Origin of the sequence: Kitasatospora albolonga, from assembly GCA_002082585.1 — a bacterium.
Taxonomy (GTDB): Bacteria; Actinomycetota; Actinomycetes; order Streptomycetales; family Streptomycetaceae; genus Streptomyces; species Streptomyces stephensoniae.
Window position 1 is genome coordinate 4,248,337 of record CP020563.1, and the last position, 15,136, is coordinate 4,263,472.

The window sequence follows — 15,136 nt, forward strand, 5'->3', positions numbered from 1 at the left end:
GGCCGCCACCTGCCCGTACCGGGCCCCGGTACGTGACAATGGCGGGGTGCTGGAGATGACGCGGGAGCAGTTCGAAGAGCTGGTGAGCGAGGCACTCGACCGGATTCCGCCGGAGCTGATGCGGCTGATGGACAACGTGGCGGTCTTCGTCGAGGACGAACCGGAGCCCGGCGACCCCGACCTGCTCGGGCTCTACGAGGGCACCCCGCTGACCGACCGGGGCGAGTGGTACGCCGGGGTGCTGCCGGACCGGATCACCATCTACCGGGGCCCGACGCTGCGGATGTGCGAGACCCACGAGGACGTCGTGGCCGAGACCGAGATCACCGTCGTGCACGAGATCGCCCACCACTTCGGCATCGACGACGAGCGGCTGCACGCCCTGGGCTACGGGTGAGCGAGCAGGCACCGGACGAGCTCCCGGAACCGGGACCGCCCACCGCCCCGCAGGCCCGGGTGCTGGGCGCGGTCGCGGCGGGCGGGGCGCTGGGCGCCGTCGCCCGGTACGGGGCCCTGGTGCTCTGGCCGACGCCCGGGGGCGGCTTCCCGTGGACGGTGTTCGTCGTCAACGTGAGCGGCTGCGCCCTCATCGGCGTCCTGATGGTGCTGACCGTGGAGCGCGGCCGGGTGACCCACCCGCTGGTGCGCCCGTTCCTCGGGGTCGGCGTGCTCGGCGGGTTCACGACCTTCTCGACGTACGCGGCCGATGTCTCGGGCCTGCTGGTGCGTCAGGAACTGGTGGCGGCGGTGGCGTACATGGTGGCCACGGTCGTGGCGGCGCTGGCCGCGGTGTGGGCGGGCGCGGTGGTGACGCGGCGGCTGCTGGACGGTCCCGTACGGGACGAGGGGCGGGCCGCGTGAACGGGCACTGGCTGCTGGTGGTGATCGGCGGGGCGGTCGGCGCGCCGCTGCGCTATCTGACGGACCGGGCGGTGCAGGCGCACCAGGGCCCCGGGGTGGCGTACGTCTTCCCCTGGGGCACCTTCACGGCCAACGCGGCGGGCAGTCTGCTGCTCGGGGTGCTGACGGGGGCGGCGGTCTCCGCCCCGGCGCACGCCCTGCTGGCCACGGGGCTGTGCGGGGCGCTGACGACGTACTCGACGTTCTCGTACGAGACCCTGCGCCTGGCCGAGACTGGCCGCGCCTTCCTGGCCACCGCCAACGTCCTGGCGTCCCTGCTGGTGGGGCTGGGGGCGGTGTTCCTGGGGGCGGAGCTGGCGGGCGGGTTCGGGGGGTAGGCGGGGCCGGGGGCGGGGCGACGGGGGTGTGGGGCGTTCCGGGGGTGTTGGGGCCTGGGTCCGAGGCGGGCCGCGGGCGGTTGCGGGGGGCGTTGTGCCCCGGGGCCGAGGCGGGCCGCGGGAAGGGCTGGCCGGGCCGGCGGCGCTTCGGGCGTGTCTCCGGCGGGGTCCGGGGAGTTGGGCACGGCACCGCACCATTCGCGTACGGCGCGCTCGTGCCCGTACGGCAAGCTCCGCCGCTCCTCTCACCTCTCCGCTCCCGCTCCCTTTCCGTCCCCGCCCCCTCCCCATCCTCGCTCTCCTCGCCCCGGAGGTGCCGCCCGTGCGCCACTTGTCCGCCCCTGCCCGTTGGGCAGCCGTCACCGCGCTGACGATCGCCGCGTCCACCGGCTGTATGAGCGTCGGCGAAGACGCCGCCAGGCCGGGGCCCTCCGCCTCCTCCGACCCGAAGGGCCGGGCCGTCCAGCCGAACGGTGAGACGGCGCCCGCGTCCGGCGGGGCCGCGCACCGGGGCGGCGGCGACGCCCACACCCACTCCGACGGGGACTCCGACCGGAAGAAGAAGCCCAAGGACGGCAAGCCGAGCCCCGAGGCGTCCGGAGCCACGCCGTCGGACGCGCCGAAGGGCGCGCGCCCCGAACCCGGCGCCCCGCAGCCCTCGGCCCCCGGCCGTCCCCCGGCCCCGACGCCCTCCGCGCCGGGCCCGGGGGAGCCGCCGCCGGTCGCCCCGGAGCCGCCCGCTCCGCCCGCCCCCGACCCGGACCCGGAACCCGAGCCGGAGCCCACCGAGCCTCCCGAACCGCCTCCCTCCGCGTCGCCCGCCGCGCAGCTGCGGACGCAGGCGATGAGCGGTGCGGAGGAGGGCCGACCGTTGCGGACGCCGGAGGCATCACCGCAGGTGGGGCCGGTGTAGCGGGCGGCCCGAGGCGTGCGGGTTGCGCAATGTGGGTGAGAGTGCGTATGGTGGTAGATCGTTTGATCCCATTGCCCGGCGCCGACACAGAAGAGCGCCGTGTGGCGCGTACTCTCCCTTGCCGTGGCTGGACCGCATTGAGGCGGTCGAAATTGCGAATCACGGAGTTATGGGCGCGTGCCGAGACTCCGGAAGGTTTCGCATTTCGCATGTCAATTTCCAGTTCTGACCGCACCGTCATGCCCGAGAACATCGACACCGACGCGCTCACCGAGCTCGTCGAGTCCGCTGTGACCGAGGCCCCCGCCGGTGCCGCCGCCGCGGCCGAAGCCGAGAACACCCCGGCCGCTCCGGCCGCCGAGAAGTCGGTCGCCGACTTCCTCGAGGACACCAAGGCCGAGGACACCGAGACCGCCGCCTCCACCACGGAGGACAAGCAGGCCGAGGCGTCCGCCGAGACCGACACGGCCCCCGAGGCCGACGCCGAGTCCGACGCCGACGCCGAGCCGACCATCACCTTCGGCGACCTGGGTCTGCCCGAGGGCATCGTCCGCAAGCTCGCGCAGAACGGGGTGACCACCCCCTTCCCGATCCAGGCGGCGACCATCCCGGACGCCCTGGCGGGCAAGGACATCCTGGGCCGCGGCCGTACGGGCTCCGGCAAGACGCTCTCCTTCGGTCTGCCGACCCTGGCGGCGCTCGCCGGTGGCCGTACCGACAAGAAGAAGCCCCGCGCGGTCATCCTCACCCCGACCCGCGAGCTGGCGATGCAGGTCGCGGACGCGCTCCAGCCGTACGGTGACGTGCTCGGCCTCAAGATGAAGGTCGTCTGCGGCGGTACGTCGATGGGCAACCAGATCTACGCCCTGGAGCGCGGCGTCGACATCCTCGTCGCCACCCCGGGCCGACTGCGCGACATCATCAACCGGGGCGCCTGCTCCCTGGAGGACGTCCAGGTGGCCGTCCTCGACGAGGCCGACCAGATGTCCGACCTGGGCTTCCTGCCCGAGGTCACCGAGCTGCTGGACCAGGTCCCCGCGGGCGGTCAGCGGATGCTCTTCTCCGCCACCATGGAGAACGAGATCAGCACGCTGGTCAAGCGCTACCTCACCGACCCGGTCACGCACGAGGTCGACAGCGCCCAGGGCAACGTCACGACCATGTCGCACCACGTCCTCGTCGTGAAGCCGAAGGACAAGGCGCCGGTCACGGCCGCCATCGCCGCCCGCAAGGGCCGCACCATCATCTTCGTCCGCACCCAGCTGGGCGCCGACCGCATCGCCGAGCAGCTCATCGAGTCCGGCGTGAAGGCCGACGCGCTGCACGGCGGCATGACCCAGGGCGCCCGTACGCGGGTCCTGGAGGACTTCAAGAAGGGTTACGTCAACGCGCTCGTCGCGACCGACGTGGCCGCCCGCGGTATCCACGTGGACGGCATCGACCTGGTCCTGAACGTGGACCCGGCCGGTGACCACAAGGACTACCTGCACCGCTCGGGCCGTACCGCCCGCGCCGGCCGCTCCGGTGTGGTCGTCTCGCTGGCGCTCCCGCACCAGCGCCGCCAGATCTTCCGCCTGATGGAGGACGCGGGCGTCGACGCCTCGCGCCACATCGTCCAGGGCGCGGGCGTCTTCGAGCCGGAGGTCGCCGAGATCACCGGCGCCCGTTCGCTCACCGAGGTCCAGGCGGACTCCGCGAACAACGCCGCCAAGCAGGCCGAGCGCGAGGCCGCCGACCTGACGAAGCAGCTGGAGCGCGTCCAGCGCCGCGCCGTCGAACTGCGCGAGGAGGCCGACCGCCTGGTCGCCCGTGCCGCGCGCGAGCGGGGCGACGACCCGGAGGCGGCGGTGGCCGAGGTCACCGCCGAGGCCGAGGCCGCCCTGGTGGCCGCCATCTCCGTCCCCGAGCAGCCGGCGGCCCGCGAGGAGCAGCGCCGCGACGAGCGGGGCAACTACGAGCGCCGCGACAACCGCGGTGGCGACCGTGGCGGCTACCGGGGCGGCAACGACCGCCGCGACGACCGCCCGTCCGGTGGCTTCCGCTCCGGTGGCGACCGTCGTGACGACCGTGGTGGCCGTCCGTTCGAGCGTCGGGACAACGACCGTCCGTCGTTCAACCGCGACCGCCGTGACGACCGCCCCTCGTTCAACCGCGACCGTCGTGACGACCGTGGTGGCCGTTCCTTCGAGCGTCGGGACAACGACCGTCCGTCGTTCAACCGTGACCGCCGTGACGACCGCCCCTCGGGCGGCTTCCGCTCCGGCGGCGGCGACCGCCCGTCGGGTGGTTACCGCTCCGGTGGTGACCGTCGTGACGACCGTGGTGGCCGTCCGTTCGAGCGTCGGGACAACGACCGTCCGTCGTTCAACCGCGACCGCCGTGACGACCGCCCTTCCGGTGGCTTCCGCTCCGGCGGCAGTGACCGCCCGTTCAACCGTGACCGTCGCGACGACCGCCCCTCGGGCGGCTTCCGCTCGGGCGGCGGCGACCGCCCGACCGGCCGTCGTGACGACCACCGCGGCGCCAACACCGGCACCAACACCGGCTCCTTCGGCCGCCGCGACGACAAGCCGCGCTGGAAGCGCAACGGCTGACCCCGCACCGGCCGACTCCCGGCCGGGCAGGTCCGCCTGACAGACCGGCAGGGCCCGTACGCCACCGAACCGACTCGGTGACGTACGGGCCCTGTTGCCGTTCCCAGGGGGCGCGAACCGGCGTGAAAGGGACGAGCAGGGGGCGCGACAGGGCCCGACACCGATACCGGATCGGCTGCTGGGATCGGGCGGGCTATGCTCGGGGGTGATGTTGCAGGGGCCGTTAGCTCAATTGGTCAGAGCAGCGGACTTTTAATCCGTTGGTTGTGGGTTCGAGTCCCACACGGCCTACTGACAGCAGGGGAGACCTTCCGCCCTGCGGTGGAGCGCCCCGATCGGTTGCGGCCGGTCGGGGCGCTCCGTTGTCCGGGGGTTCGTGCGTGAGCGGGTCGTCACCGGCCCTGCTAGCGATGTCAGGGCCGACTCACCTCGGAGCTGGCCCTGATGACCTGCTGAAATACCTGAAGGTTCACAGCGATGCCTCGACTCCGAGGCTTCCGGCCCTGATGGCTCCTCGTAGGACGTGGACGATGTCCTCGGGTTTGAGGTCGATACCGTCGATACCCGCCAGGGTCAGCGGGATCTCCTCCAGCGCGTACTCCCCGCGGCCCTCGGCGCTGAACTCGGGACCGGTGCGGTCGTCGAAGGACCAGGTCGCGATGCGGGCGAGGTAGAAGAGCTGACGCTCGTCGTCGGACTCCATCGTGTGGAGCAGACGGATGATGTCGGCCTTTCCGGCGATCTCCTCGTGGATCTCGCGGTGGAGGGCGGCCTCGCGTGACTCATCGGTGGGCTCGACGCCGCCGCCGGGCAGGACCCAGTACTCGGGGACGCCGGGCCTGGTGCGGCGGATGACCAGCATCGTGTGGTCGCGGGTGACGAGGACGGCACGGACTCGTTCGATCATTTCGTTGGGTCTCCTTGCCTGTTGACGTTCTCAGTGGAGCAGCCAGCCACCGTCGACGTGGACGGACTGCCCCGTAATGAACGAGGCGGAGGGACCTACGAGAAACGCCACCAGGGCGGCGACGTCCTCGGGGCGGCCACGGCGCGGGACGCACTGACGCTTGATCTGGTCCTCCGGCCGCGCATGGTGCCGGGCGGGGAGGGCGTTCTCGGCCTCTACCTGGATGGCGCCGGGCATGACGGTGTTGACGCAGATCCCGAACGGACCCAGTTCGCGGGCGAGGGAGCGGGTCAGTCCCAGCAGCCCGGCCTTCGCGGTGCTGTATGCGACGAGGTTCGTTCGGCCGGCGCGGGCGTTGACGCTGCCGATGTTCACGATCCGGCCCCAGCGGCGTTCGATCATGCCGGGGGTGAATGCGTGGCAGGTGCGGTAGTGGGCGGTGAGGTTCACGTCGAGGGAGTAGTCCCAGGCGGTCTCGTCGGTGTCCTGCCAGGCGACGCGGGGGTAGGAACCGGCGTTGTTCACCAGGATGTCGACGGGTCCGATCTCGGCGCGGACGAGGTCGGCCATGGTCCGAACGGAGCCCGGATCGGTCAGGTCGGCGTTCACCGCGATCCCAGGGCTGCCCGGGCGTTCGAAGGCGGCGAGGAGGGCGTGGGCGTCGGGGCCCTGGCCGAGGTGGTTGACCGCCACGGTTGCTCCGGCGGCCGCGAGCGCCCGTCCGATCTCGGCGCCGATGCCGGTGGCCCCGCCGGTGACGAGGGCGGTGCGGCCCTGGAGGGACCGGGTCCGGAGAGAGGGCTCAAGCAGGGGCAGGGACAGTGCCGCAACGGCTCGTCGGCCCTGTGGTGTGGGTCGGTAGCCTCACGTGTATGACCGACGGCGGTGCCACCTGGAACCGGTTGGCCGCCCTGCTGCCACCGGCCCAGGGCGAGGAGTTCAAGGACTGCTGGGCCATCGGCGAGCAGGAGGCCGGACTGGGCCTGCTCGTTTCCGGCATCCTGCGCGACGACGTGGCCATCAGCGAGACTGTCCGCGCGGAGATCTCGGTGCTCGCCGAGGTGTGGGGGGAGAGGGAAGCGCTCGCGCCCCGTCTCCGCCGGTGCCGCGGCGACGGCCGGCCGGCATCCGCCGCGTATCTGATCGAGCGGGACGACGTACTCGTCGGCGGGGACACGGTTGCGGCCGGGCTCTCCGGCTCCGGACTCGTTCCGGTGCCGTGGATCGGCTGTGCCCGCTGCGGTCGGGCCCTCGTGCGTGTTCACATCCGCGAGCCGTGGGGAGATCTCTCCTACGCCGCCGAGCAGTACGCGATCACCACGCCGGACCGCACCGCCGTGGCCCGGCTGTTCCCCGCGGGTACCGCGGGCGCCGCTGAGCAGGCGTTCGGCGGCCTTCTTGAGACGTGCGACCCGGCTGCCGGGCAGGTGCTCTGACTCCCTGCCTCCCTCGTGGGAGCCGGGAGCCGGGAGCCGGCAGTCAGGAGTCGGCAGCCGGCAGCCGCGTGAGGAAGCACGCCGACCGGGTCAGCTCATCGTCTGTGCCCCTATGACCGACAGCAGCCGCAGCCGGTCGTAGCTGTCGCTCCCGGGGGCCGCCGTGTAGACGAGCAGGCTGTGGGACTGGTCGGGGTCCAGCAGCCGTTGGCAGTTCAGCTCCAGTACCCCCACCTCGGGGTGGATGAAGCGCTTCACCTCGTGCGGGCGGATGCCGACCTCGTGCTGTTCCCAGAGGCGGCGGAACTCGTCGCTCCGGCCGAGGAGCAACTCGGCGCAGTGGGCGGCGCGGGAGCCCGGCCCCCGGAGCGTGGCCAGCTCCCGCAGGCCGGACGCGAACATACGGGAGAGGAAGCCGTGGTCCTCGGCCACGTAGAGCGAGCGGGTGGCGGGGTCGGTGAACCAGCGGTAGCCGATGGAGCGGGCCAGGCCCGTGTAGCGGGTCGTGTCGCCGGTGAGGGCGACGCCGAGCGGGCTCTGCCGCAGGGTCTCCCCCAGTTCGGTGACGATCTCGGCGGGGGTGTCGTCGAGGCGGTCGAGGATGCGGAGCAGGCCGGGGCTGATGTGCTCGCCGGTCGTCCCCCGGACCGGCGGGGTGTGGCCGGCGAGACGGAACAGATGGTCGCGCTCCTCCAGGGAGAGATGCAGGCCCTGCGCCATCGAGGCGATCATCTGCTCCGACGGCTGGGGGCCGCGTTCGCGCTCCAGCCGGGCGTAGTAGTCGGTCGACATGTGGCAGAGCACGGCCACCTCCTCGCGGCGCAGCCCGCCGGTCCGGCGGCGCTGCCCGCGGGGGAGCCCGACGTCCTCGGGCTGGAGCAGCTCCCGACGGTTCCGGAGGAACGCGGCCAGGCCGCCGCGGTCGATCTCCATGCGTTCTCCTCCGCCGCTCGCTTTCAGGTGGCCCGCTTCCGGCGCCTCTTCCCGGCGCTTCTGCTCCGGCTTCCAGCGCCTCTTCTCACGTGCCTCTTCTCACGCGCCTCTTCTTCGGGGCTTCTTCTTCGGGGCCTTCTCCGTGTTCTGCGCCCCCATCCCTTTGTATCGCCCGGCGGCCGTCGCAACCACGGATCGTCGGTCCCCCCATACGGCCGGGCGCGCCGCCGGAATACGGCCCCCGCCCGCCGTAACGTCGACTCGCCGGCCGGAAACCGCCTCGCCGATCAGGGGATCGGCGGGCCCTGGATGGGGCGGGAGGACGGCGTCACCGTGGAAGCGACCGGACCGCACCGACCTCACGAGGAGTGGACCCCATGACCCGCAGGACCCCCGACATCACCCTCCCCGACCTGTCGGGCAAGCGCGCCGTCGTCACCGGTGCCAGCGACGGGATCGGGCTCGGTATCGCGACCCGCCTCGCCGCCGCCGGTGCCGAGGTCGTCCTGCCCGTACGCAATCCGCGCAAGGGCGAGGACGCGCTCGCCGCGATCCGGCGGCAGGCTCCCGGGGCGGAGGTGTCGCTGCGCTCGCTCGACCTGTCCTCGCTGGACTCCGTCGCGGCGCTCGGCGGCTCCCTGGCCGAGGAGGGGCGGCCCATCCATCTCCTGGTGAACAACGCGGGCGTCATGACCCCGCCCGACCGGCAGACCACCGCCGACGGGTTCGAGCTGCAGTTCGGCACCAACCACCTCGGGCACTTCGCCCTCGTCGGCCGCCTGCTGCCCCTCCTCCAGGCCGGACAGGCCCGGGTGACCTCGCAGATCAGCGTCTCCGCGGACCGGAACGCGATCAACTGGGACGACCTGAACTGGGAGCGCTCCTACAACGGCATGGGGGCCTACAGCCAGTCGAAGATCGCTTTCGGCCTCTTCGGCCTCGAACTCGACCGGCGAGGCCGGGCCGAGGGCTGGGGCCTCACGAGCAACCTGTCCCATCCGGGCGTCGCCCCGACGAGCCTGCTCGCCGCCCGGCCGGAGATGGGCCGCGCCAAGGACACCATGGGCGTGCGGCTGATCCGTTTCCTGTCGGCCCGGGGCATCGTGGTCGGCACGGTGGAGAGCGCCAAGCTGCCCGCGCTGTACGCGGCGACCTCGCCCGACTCCCGGGGCGGCGCCCTCTACGGGCCGAAGGGCCCCGGCCACATGGGCGGCCCGCCCGCGGAGCAGAGGCTCTACAGCCGGCTCACCGGCACCGAGGAGGCCCGTCGCGTGTGGGAGATCTCCGAGGAGCTGACCGGCGTGCGGTTCGCGGAGCGGGCGGTCCGCACGTGATGTCCGGCCGTGGACTCCCCCGGTCCTGGTGAGCCCGCGGGCCGGGTCCCCAGCCACTCGGCCAGGATGCCGCCTGCCGCCTGCCGCCTGCCGCCCTGCCGCCTGCCGCCTGCCGCCTGCCACCGGCCGTCGGCCCCGCTGGCCTGCGGAGACGGTGTCTCGGAAAAGTGGTCGGGGACCTCGCTCCCATGGCGTAGAGTGGTGTTCACCGACGCGGGGTGGAGCAGCTCGGTAGCTCGCTGGGCTCATAACCCAGAGGTCGCAGGTTCAAATCCTGTCCCCGCTACTGAAGATCCAGGCCCGGTACGCAGATCAGATAATTGATCGCGTACCGGGCCTGAGTCGTTTCCCGGGCCTCCGGAGCTCCGGGCCTCCCCGCCACCTTGACCTTGACGCAGCGTAAAGATCTAGCGTTTCCGGCATGGAGTGGTCCATCCAGGAAATCGCCAGAAAGGCCGGCACCACGAGCCGCACGCTCCGGCACTACGGAGACCTCGGTCTCCTCACGCCGAGCCGGATCGGGAGCAACGGCTACCGCTACTACGACCAGGACGCCCTCGTCCGGTTGCAGCGCATCCTGCTGCTGCGTGAGCTCGGGCTGTCGCTGCCCGCCATCAGGGACGTACTGGAGGGGCAGCGGGACACGGCCGTGGCGCTGCGGGCGCATCTGCGGCTGCTCGAACAGGAGCAGGCGCGCATCGGGCGGCAGATCGCCTCGGTGCGGACCACTCTCCACAAGACGGAGGAGGGGAAGGAACTCATGGCCGAGGAAGTGTTCGACGGGTTCGACCACACCGCTCATGAGCGGGAGGTGACCGAGCGCTGGGGGCGGTCGGCGTACGAGGAGGGCGACCGGTGGTGGCGTTCGCTCGGGGAGGAGGGGAAGAAGGCGTTCCTGGACGAGCACGAGGCCATCGCCCGTGACTGGGGGCGGGCCAGGGAGGCCGGGGCCGGTCCTGGCAGTGAGCGGGCGCAGGACATCGCCCGGCGGCACTGCGCGTGGCTGTCCACGACGGCCGCTCCGAGCCGCTCGTACGTCATCGGGCTCGGTGAGATGTACGCCGCCGACCCGCGCTTCGGAAAGAACTACGATCGCTACGGGGACGGCACCGCCGCCTTCGTACGGGATGCGCTGACGGTCTACGCGGAACACCGGCTCTCCGACTGACCACGGGAGTCTCCGCGCAAGGCTCCGCTTTTCCCCCTATTTGGCCGATGACGAGTCGCCGCACGGCGCGGCTCCGGGAAGCCTGGACGGGGCGCGGTACCGTCCGCAGCCGTGGCCGGACCGGGCAGGAGTGCACAGGTGGGGATGGCGGAGAAGGGGCGCGGACGCGTGACGGGGGGCTTCGGCCTCCTGGGGCGCGGTCGCGGAGTGCCCGGAGCCTCGGGGCGGGGCAGGCCCGTGGTGGCCCAGAGCCCCGGTACCCGGCGGTTCGTCCGGCTGCTGCCGGTGCTGCTCATCGGCGGCGGGCTCCTCTTCGACTCGCTCGCGCCGCCCAACTTCACCGCCGTACCCCTGTTCGTGGCCGCGCCGCTGATCGCCGCGCCCTTCTTCTCGCTCGCCAGCACCGTCCGTACGGGAGTGGCCTCGGTCCTCTCCGTCATCGCGATGCGGATCTCCGACGGCACCTCCACCCAGGTCGTCCCGGTCATCGAGATGATCACCGTGCTCACCGCCGCGGCCCTGGCACTCGTCATCAACGGGGTCGTACGCCGCAGCAACGAGCAGCTGGCCTCCGCCCGGGTCATCGCGGAGACCGCCATGCGGGCCGTGCTGCCGACCCCGGCGGACCGGATCGGCGGGCTCCAGGTGGCCGCGCGGTACGAGGCGGCGCAGGCGGACGAGTTCGTCGGCGGGGACCTGTTCGCGGTGGCCGACACCCCGTACGGCGTGCGCCTGGTCGTCGGGGACGTACGCGGCAAGGGGCTGGACGCCGTGGAGGCGGTGGCGGTGATCATCGGGGCGTTCCGGGAGGCCGCCGAGCAGGAACGGTCCCTGGAGGGGGTGGCGCAGCGGCTGGAGCGGGCGCTCGCGCGGGAGGGGACGCGGCGGTACGGGCTGGACGCCATGGAGGGGTTCATCACCGCCGTACTGGCCGAGATCCCGCCCGGTTCGGCCTCGCTCCGGCTGGTCAACCGCGGCCACCCCGAGCCGATCCTGCTGTACGCGGACGGGGCCCTGGAGGTCCTCGCGCCGAGCGTGCCCGCGATGCCGCTGGGGATGGACCTGGGGGTGTGGCCGGACCGGTCCGACACGTGGGAGATGCCCCCGGGGTCGACGCTGCTCGCCTTCACCGACGGCCTCTCCGAGGCGCGGGACGCGAACGGGGCCTTCTACGACCCGGCGGCCCGGCTGCGCGGCCGGATCTTCCCCGGGCCCGAGGAGCTGCTCTCGGCGCTCACCGACGACGTACGGCTGCACACCGGCGGGCGGTCCACGGACGACATGGCGCTGCTCGCGGTGAGCCGGCCGGCGGAGGGCCAGCCCTCGCGGCGGACGACGGTGAAGATCGTGGGCCGGGGCGATGACACGGTGCGTGACTGAGGGACGCCGCTCCGCATAACAGTTGACACACCATCAGAAAAAGAGGTGTGGGCGAGGGATCGTCAAGTCGTCCGATTCGAGCCGCTTGTGGATGGTAAGTCCCCGTCGGAGCCGTTAATGATCAACAGGAACAGCTTGGAATCGTGCCCGGGTGTCTATTAACGTTCGATAACGCAGCGCGGTCGTCCCAGCCGTCGTCAGAGACGGCGCCGTGCGCGAGCGCCGAATTCCGCAAGGGAACCGGGGAACCACCTACATGGGGTGAATCGGACGCCTGCGTCTCGTAAGAGGCGGAGGGGCCCGTAGGAGACCTTCCTGCTCCGAACCCGTCAGCTAACCCGGTAGGCGAGAAGGAAGGAAAGGAGTGCGCCCACGTGGCGTCCAACCAGCCTGCCCCTGAGGCCCCGTCATCCCTGAGCGCCGACGCCTTCGGCGGCCCGGAGCGGACCTGGGAGGAGTGGAACCCCACCGCGGAGTCCGTCCGTCCCGTGCGCGGCAAGCACCGCGTGGCCAAGCAGCGAGGTCTCGCCCGTAGCTCCACCGTCCTCGGGGTCGGCGTCATAGCGGCGGTCGGTGCGGGTGGCATGGCCACCGCGCAGAGCAAGCCGCCGGTCTCCATCTCCCTTCCCGATTCCATCGTGGACAACCTCCCCGACGCCAAGTCCCTTCCCGGCGTCGGGGCCTTCATGTCCGAGGAACCCGCCGAGGCCGAGCCGGTCGCCGTGCCGCTCGCCTCCATGGGCCTCACCGCCGACGAGACCGAGGCGGGGGCGACCGACGCGGGCGAGGCCCTGCGCGCCCGGATTCTCCAGCAGGCCGAGCAGCAGCAGGCCAACGCCGACGCGGAGGCCAAGGCCGCCGCGGAGAAGGCCGCCGCCGAGAAGGCCGCGGCCGACGCGAAGAAGCAGCAGGACGAAGCGAAGAAGCAGCAGGACAAGGCGGAGGCCGAAGCCAAGGCCAAGGCCGCAGCCGAGAAGAAGGCGGCGGAGGAAGCGGCGGCGAAGAAGGCCGAGGAGGAACGCCTCGCCAAGCTCCGCGCCAGCTACGCCCTGCCCGCCTCCGGGTACACGATCACCTCGACCTACGGCCAGTCCGGCGCGATGTGGTCCTCCGGCCAGCACACCGGCACGGACTTCGCCGGGGCCGCTGGTTCGCCGCTCAAGGCCGTGCACAGCGGCACGATCACCTCGGCCGGCTGGTCGGGTTCGTACGGCTACCGCACGATCCTCCAGCTGGAGGACGGTACGGAGATCTGGTACGCCCACCAGTCCTCGATCGACGTCACGGTCGGCCAGAAGGTCAGCACCGGCGACACCATCGGCCGCATGGGCGCGACCGGCAACGTGACCGGCGTCCACCTCCACCTGGAGGTCCGCACCGCGGGCGGCTCCGCCATGGACCCGATCGCCTGGCTGAACAGCAAGGGCCTCAACGTCTGAGACCCGGCCCGCCGTTCGTCTCCGTACCACCCCATGGCCCGGTACGTCGTCCGTCCTCGTACCACCTCATGGCCCGGCTCGCCGTTCGTCCCCGTACCACCCCTGAACCCCGGCAGCCCTGACGCTCACCCCCCGACGTCAGGGCTGCCGGTCTGTCCGGCGCCTGAAGGAGTGCGCGAAGGCGGGAACGCGGGAACGAGGGAACGCGGGAACGCGGGCGTGGAATAGTCGGCTCCGGCCGCGCCGTTGAACACCCACATGACTTCTCTGCGACCGCTCGGCAGCTCCGACCTCCGGGTCTTCCCCCTCTCCCTCGGCGGCAACGTCTTCGGCTGGACGGCCGACGAGGACCAGTCCTTCGCCGTCCTCGACGCGTACGCCGCCGCGGGCGGCAACTTCATCGACACCGCCGACGCCTACACCGCCTGGATCGAGGGCAACCACGGCGGTGAGTCGGAGACCGTCATCGGCAAGTGGCTCGCCTCGCGAACCAACCGCTCCGACATCGTCGTGGCCACCAAGGTCGGCGCCCACCCCGACTACCAGGGGCTCTCCGCCGCCACCATCAAGGGCGCGGCCGAACAGTCGCTGCGCCGGCTCGGCACCGACCACATCGACCTGTACTACACGCACTTCGACGACGAGACCGTCCCGGTCGAGGAGATCATCACCGCCCTCGACCAGCTGGTGAAGGACGGCAAGGTCCGTCAGATCGCCGCCTCCAACATCAGCCCCGAGCGGCTCCAGGCATCCCTGGACTTCTCCGAACGCGAGGGCCTGGCCCGGTACATCGCGCTCCAGCCGCACTACAACCTGGTCTCCCGGGACACCTACGAGGGCCCGCTCCAGGAGACCGCCGCCCGGGCCGGTCTCGCCGCCGTCCCGTACTTCGCGCTGGCTTCCGGCTTCCTCACCGGCAAGTACCGCCCCGGTACGAACGTGGAGAGCGCCCGCTCGGCCAAGGCGGGCGAGCACCTGGAGTCGGAGCGCGGCCGCAAGGTCCTCGCCGCCCTCGACACGGTCGCCACGGAGCGGGGTGCGGAGATCGCCACGGTCGCCCTCGCCTGGCTCGCCGCCCGCCCGACGGTAGTGGCCCCCATCGCCTCGGCCCGCACGGTCGAACAGCTTCCCGCCCTGCTGGCCGTGGCGGATCTGGAGCTGACGGAGGACGAACTGACGGCCCTCACGGAGGCGTCCGCCTGAACCGGCCCGCCGCCGAACTCTTTTGGGGCTCGGGGAACGCTCCGTTAGCGTTTCGGTGATGAGCTGATAAGAACATCATGAGGGGGACGGTGTGGCGTTCGAGGACGAGTGGCAACAGAGCAAGGCGGCCGCCGCCGCCCGGCTCGGGGAGAGCATGCAGCTGAACGGGGTCCCCAACTATGACCCCGCAGATCCACGGAGGGGTGGCAATTCCCGTACGGACATGGGCGCCGGCCCTGGCACGGAGGACTACGTCGTCTTCGACGATCACCTCGGCCGGATCGGGCACGACGCGTTTCTGCTCTTCAACGACATGCGGGCGGCGGGCAAGCACGCCAGGAAGGAGACCGAGGCGGCCGCCACGAGCCTCAAGAGTGATGGCTTCACCATGGGCGGAGCCATCGCCGAGGTCAATGAAGTCTGGGAGCGGCAGGTCAAGACCCTGATGCAGGCATGCGCCCATATCTCGAACCACCTTGACTACACCCTTGAGTCCAACAAGGCGCAGGACGAGCTGATCGAGACGGACATGAAGGCCATCAAGGCTTCCAAGATCAACGACTACTTCACGTAGGGAAGCGGAAGCCCGGA

15 protein-coding genes and 2 tRNA genes are annotated in these 15,136 nt (G+C 71.8%); 14 read left to right on the forward strand and 3 right to left on the reverse strand.

From position 1 onward, the window contains the following. Positions 1-55 precede the first annotated feature (55 nt). From B7C62_18510 to B7C62_18535, 6 genes are all read left to right on the forward strand, one after another. Positions 56-397 (forward strand): hypothetical protein, encoded by a 342-nt coding sequence (locus B7C62_18510; protein ID ARF77247.1) that lies wholly within the window; start codon positions 56-58, stop codon positions 395-397. Further along, on the forward strand, positions 394-861 hold the full coding sequence (locus tag B7C62_18515; protein ARF74016.1) for a chromosome condensation protein CrcB: 468 nt from the start codon (positions 394-396) through the stop codon (positions 859-861). The genes B7C62_18510 and B7C62_18515 overlap by 4 nt, the downstream gene beginning before the upstream one ends. After that, positions 858-1,238 carry a CrcB protein gene (locus B7C62_18520; protein ID ARF74017.1) on the forward strand — a complete coding sequence of 127 codons (381 nt, stop codon included), beginning with the start codon at positions 858-860 and terminating at the stop codon, positions 1,236-1,238. Before B7C62_18515 ends, B7C62_18520 begins: the two co-directional genes overlap by 4 nt. A gap of 322 nt (positions 1,239-1,560) precedes the next feature. Further along, positions 1,561-2,151 (forward strand): hypothetical protein, encoded by a 591-nt coding sequence (locus tag B7C62_18525; GenBank protein ARF74018.1) that lies wholly within the window; start codon positions 1,561-1,563, stop codon positions 2,149-2,151. Positions 2,152-2,390: 239 nt separating this feature from the next. Further along, entirely contained in the window at positions 2,391-4,745 is a 2,355-nt protein-coding gene (locus tag B7C62_18530) for an RNA helicase (protein ID ARF74019.1), read from the forward strand. A gap of 217 nt (positions 4,746-4,962) precedes the next feature. After that, a tRNA-Lys gene (locus B7C62_18535) sits at positions 4,963-5,036 on the forward strand. Positions 5,037-5,214: 178 nt separating this feature from the next. Here the strand turns inward: B7C62_18535 and B7C62_18540 are convergent. Together B7C62_18540 and B7C62_18545 are read right to left on the reverse strand one after the other, a co-directional pair. Further along, the gene (locus tag B7C62_18540) at positions 5,215-5,652 is read right to left on the reverse strand and encodes an NUDIX hydrolase (protein ARF74020.1); all 438 of its coding nucleotides are present in this window, start codon (positions 5,650-5,652) and stop codon (positions 5,215-5,217) included. A gap of 30 nt (positions 5,653-5,682) precedes the next feature. Further along, positions 5,683-6,474 (reverse strand): short-chain dehydrogenase, encoded by a 792-nt coding sequence (locus B7C62_18545; GenBank protein ID ARF74021.1) that lies wholly within the window; start codon positions 6,472-6,474, stop codon positions 5,683-5,685. A gap of 50 nt (positions 6,475-6,524) precedes the next feature. On the opposite strand from B7C62_18545, the gene B7C62_18550 reads away from it, so the two are divergent. Next, entirely contained in the window at positions 6,525-7,088 is a 564-nt protein-coding gene (locus tag B7C62_18550) for a hypothetical protein (GenBank protein ARF74022.1), read from the forward strand. Between the two features lie 90 nt (positions 7,089-7,178). Here the strand turns inward: B7C62_18550 and B7C62_18555 are convergent, their stop codons facing one another. Beyond that, a complete protein-coding gene (locus B7C62_18555) occupies positions 7,179-8,021 on the reverse strand; it encodes a transcriptional regulator (GenBank protein ID ARF74023.1) in 843 nt (280 codons plus the stop codon). A 377-nt stretch (positions 8,022-8,398) separates the two neighbouring features. Between B7C62_18555 and B7C62_18560 the strand changes: the two genes are divergently transcribed. The 7 genes from B7C62_18560 to B7C62_18590 all read left to right on the forward strand — a co-directional run bounded on the left by B7C62_18560 (position 8,399) and on the right by B7C62_18590 (position 15,119). Continuing rightward, entirely contained in the window at positions 8,399-9,355 is a 957-nt protein-coding gene (locus B7C62_18560; protein ID ARF74024.1) for a short chain dehydrogenase, read from the forward strand. Positions 9,356-9,567: 212 nt separating this feature from the next. Continuing rightward, positions 9,568-9,641, forward strand: a tRNA-Met gene (locus B7C62_18565). 135 nt (positions 9,642-9,776) lie between these two features. After that, on the forward strand, positions 9,777-10,523 hold the full coding sequence (locus B7C62_18570; GenBank protein ID ARF74025.1) for a MerR family transcriptional regulator: 747 nt from the start codon (positions 9,777-9,779) through the stop codon (positions 10,521-10,523). Between the two features lie 207 nt (positions 10,524-10,730). Next, positions 10,731-11,903, forward strand: a complete 1,173-nt coding sequence (locus B7C62_18575; protein ARF77248.1) for a hypothetical protein — start codon at positions 10,731-10,733, stop codon at positions 11,901-11,903. Between the two features lie 374 nt (positions 11,904-12,277). Continuing rightward, the gene (locus B7C62_18580; protein ID ARF74026.1) at positions 12,278-13,342 is read left to right on the forward strand and encodes a peptidase; all 1,065 of its coding nucleotides are present in this window, start codon (positions 12,278-12,280) and stop codon (positions 13,340-13,342) included. A gap of 258 nt (positions 13,343-13,600) precedes the next feature. Continuing rightward, positions 13,601-14,545, forward strand: coding sequence for an alcohol dehydrogenase (locus tag B7C62_18585; protein ID ARF74027.1), 945 nt, complete (start codon positions 13,601-13,603; stop codon positions 14,543-14,545). 91 nt (positions 14,546-14,636) lie between these two features. Then, positions 14,637-15,119 (forward strand): hypothetical protein, encoded by a 483-nt coding sequence (locus B7C62_18590; GenBank protein ARF74028.1) that lies wholly within the window; start codon positions 14,637-14,639, stop codon positions 15,117-15,119. Positions 15,120-15,136: the final 17 nt, after the last annotated feature.

Excerpts from the sequence above, each read along its gene's own strand:
- B7C62_18510 (ARF77247.1), top strand. The coding sequence starts at position 56 with ATGACGCGGGAGCAGTTCGAAGAGCTGGTGAGCGAGGCACTCGACCGG.
- B7C62_18530 (ARF74019.1), top strand. The coding sequence starts at position 2,391 with ATGCCCGAGAACATCGACACCGACGCGCTCACCGAGCTCGTCGAGTCC.
- B7C62_18540 (ARF74020.1), bottom strand. The coding sequence starts at position 5,652 with ATGATCGAACGAGTCCGTGCCGTCCTCGTCACCCGCGACCACACGATG.
- B7C62_18550 (ARF74022.1), top strand. The coding sequence starts at position 6,525 with ATGACCGACGGCGGTGCCACCTGGAACCGGTTGGCCGCCCTGCTGCCA.
- B7C62_18555 (ARF74023.1), bottom strand. The coding sequence starts at position 8,021 with ATGGAGATCGACCGCGGCGGCCTGGCCGCGTTCCTCCGGAACCGTCGG.
- B7C62_18560 (ARF74024.1), top strand. The coding sequence starts at position 8,399 with ATGACCCGCAGGACCCCCGACATCACCCTCCCCGACCTGTCGGGCAAG.
- B7C62_18570 (ARF74025.1), top strand. The coding sequence starts at position 9,777 with ATGGAGTGGTCCATCCAGGAAATCGCCAGAAAGGCCGGCACCACGAGC.
- B7C62_18585 (ARF74027.1), top strand. The coding sequence starts at position 13,601 with ATGACTTCTCTGCGACCGCTCGGCAGCTCCGACCTCCGGGTCTTCCCC.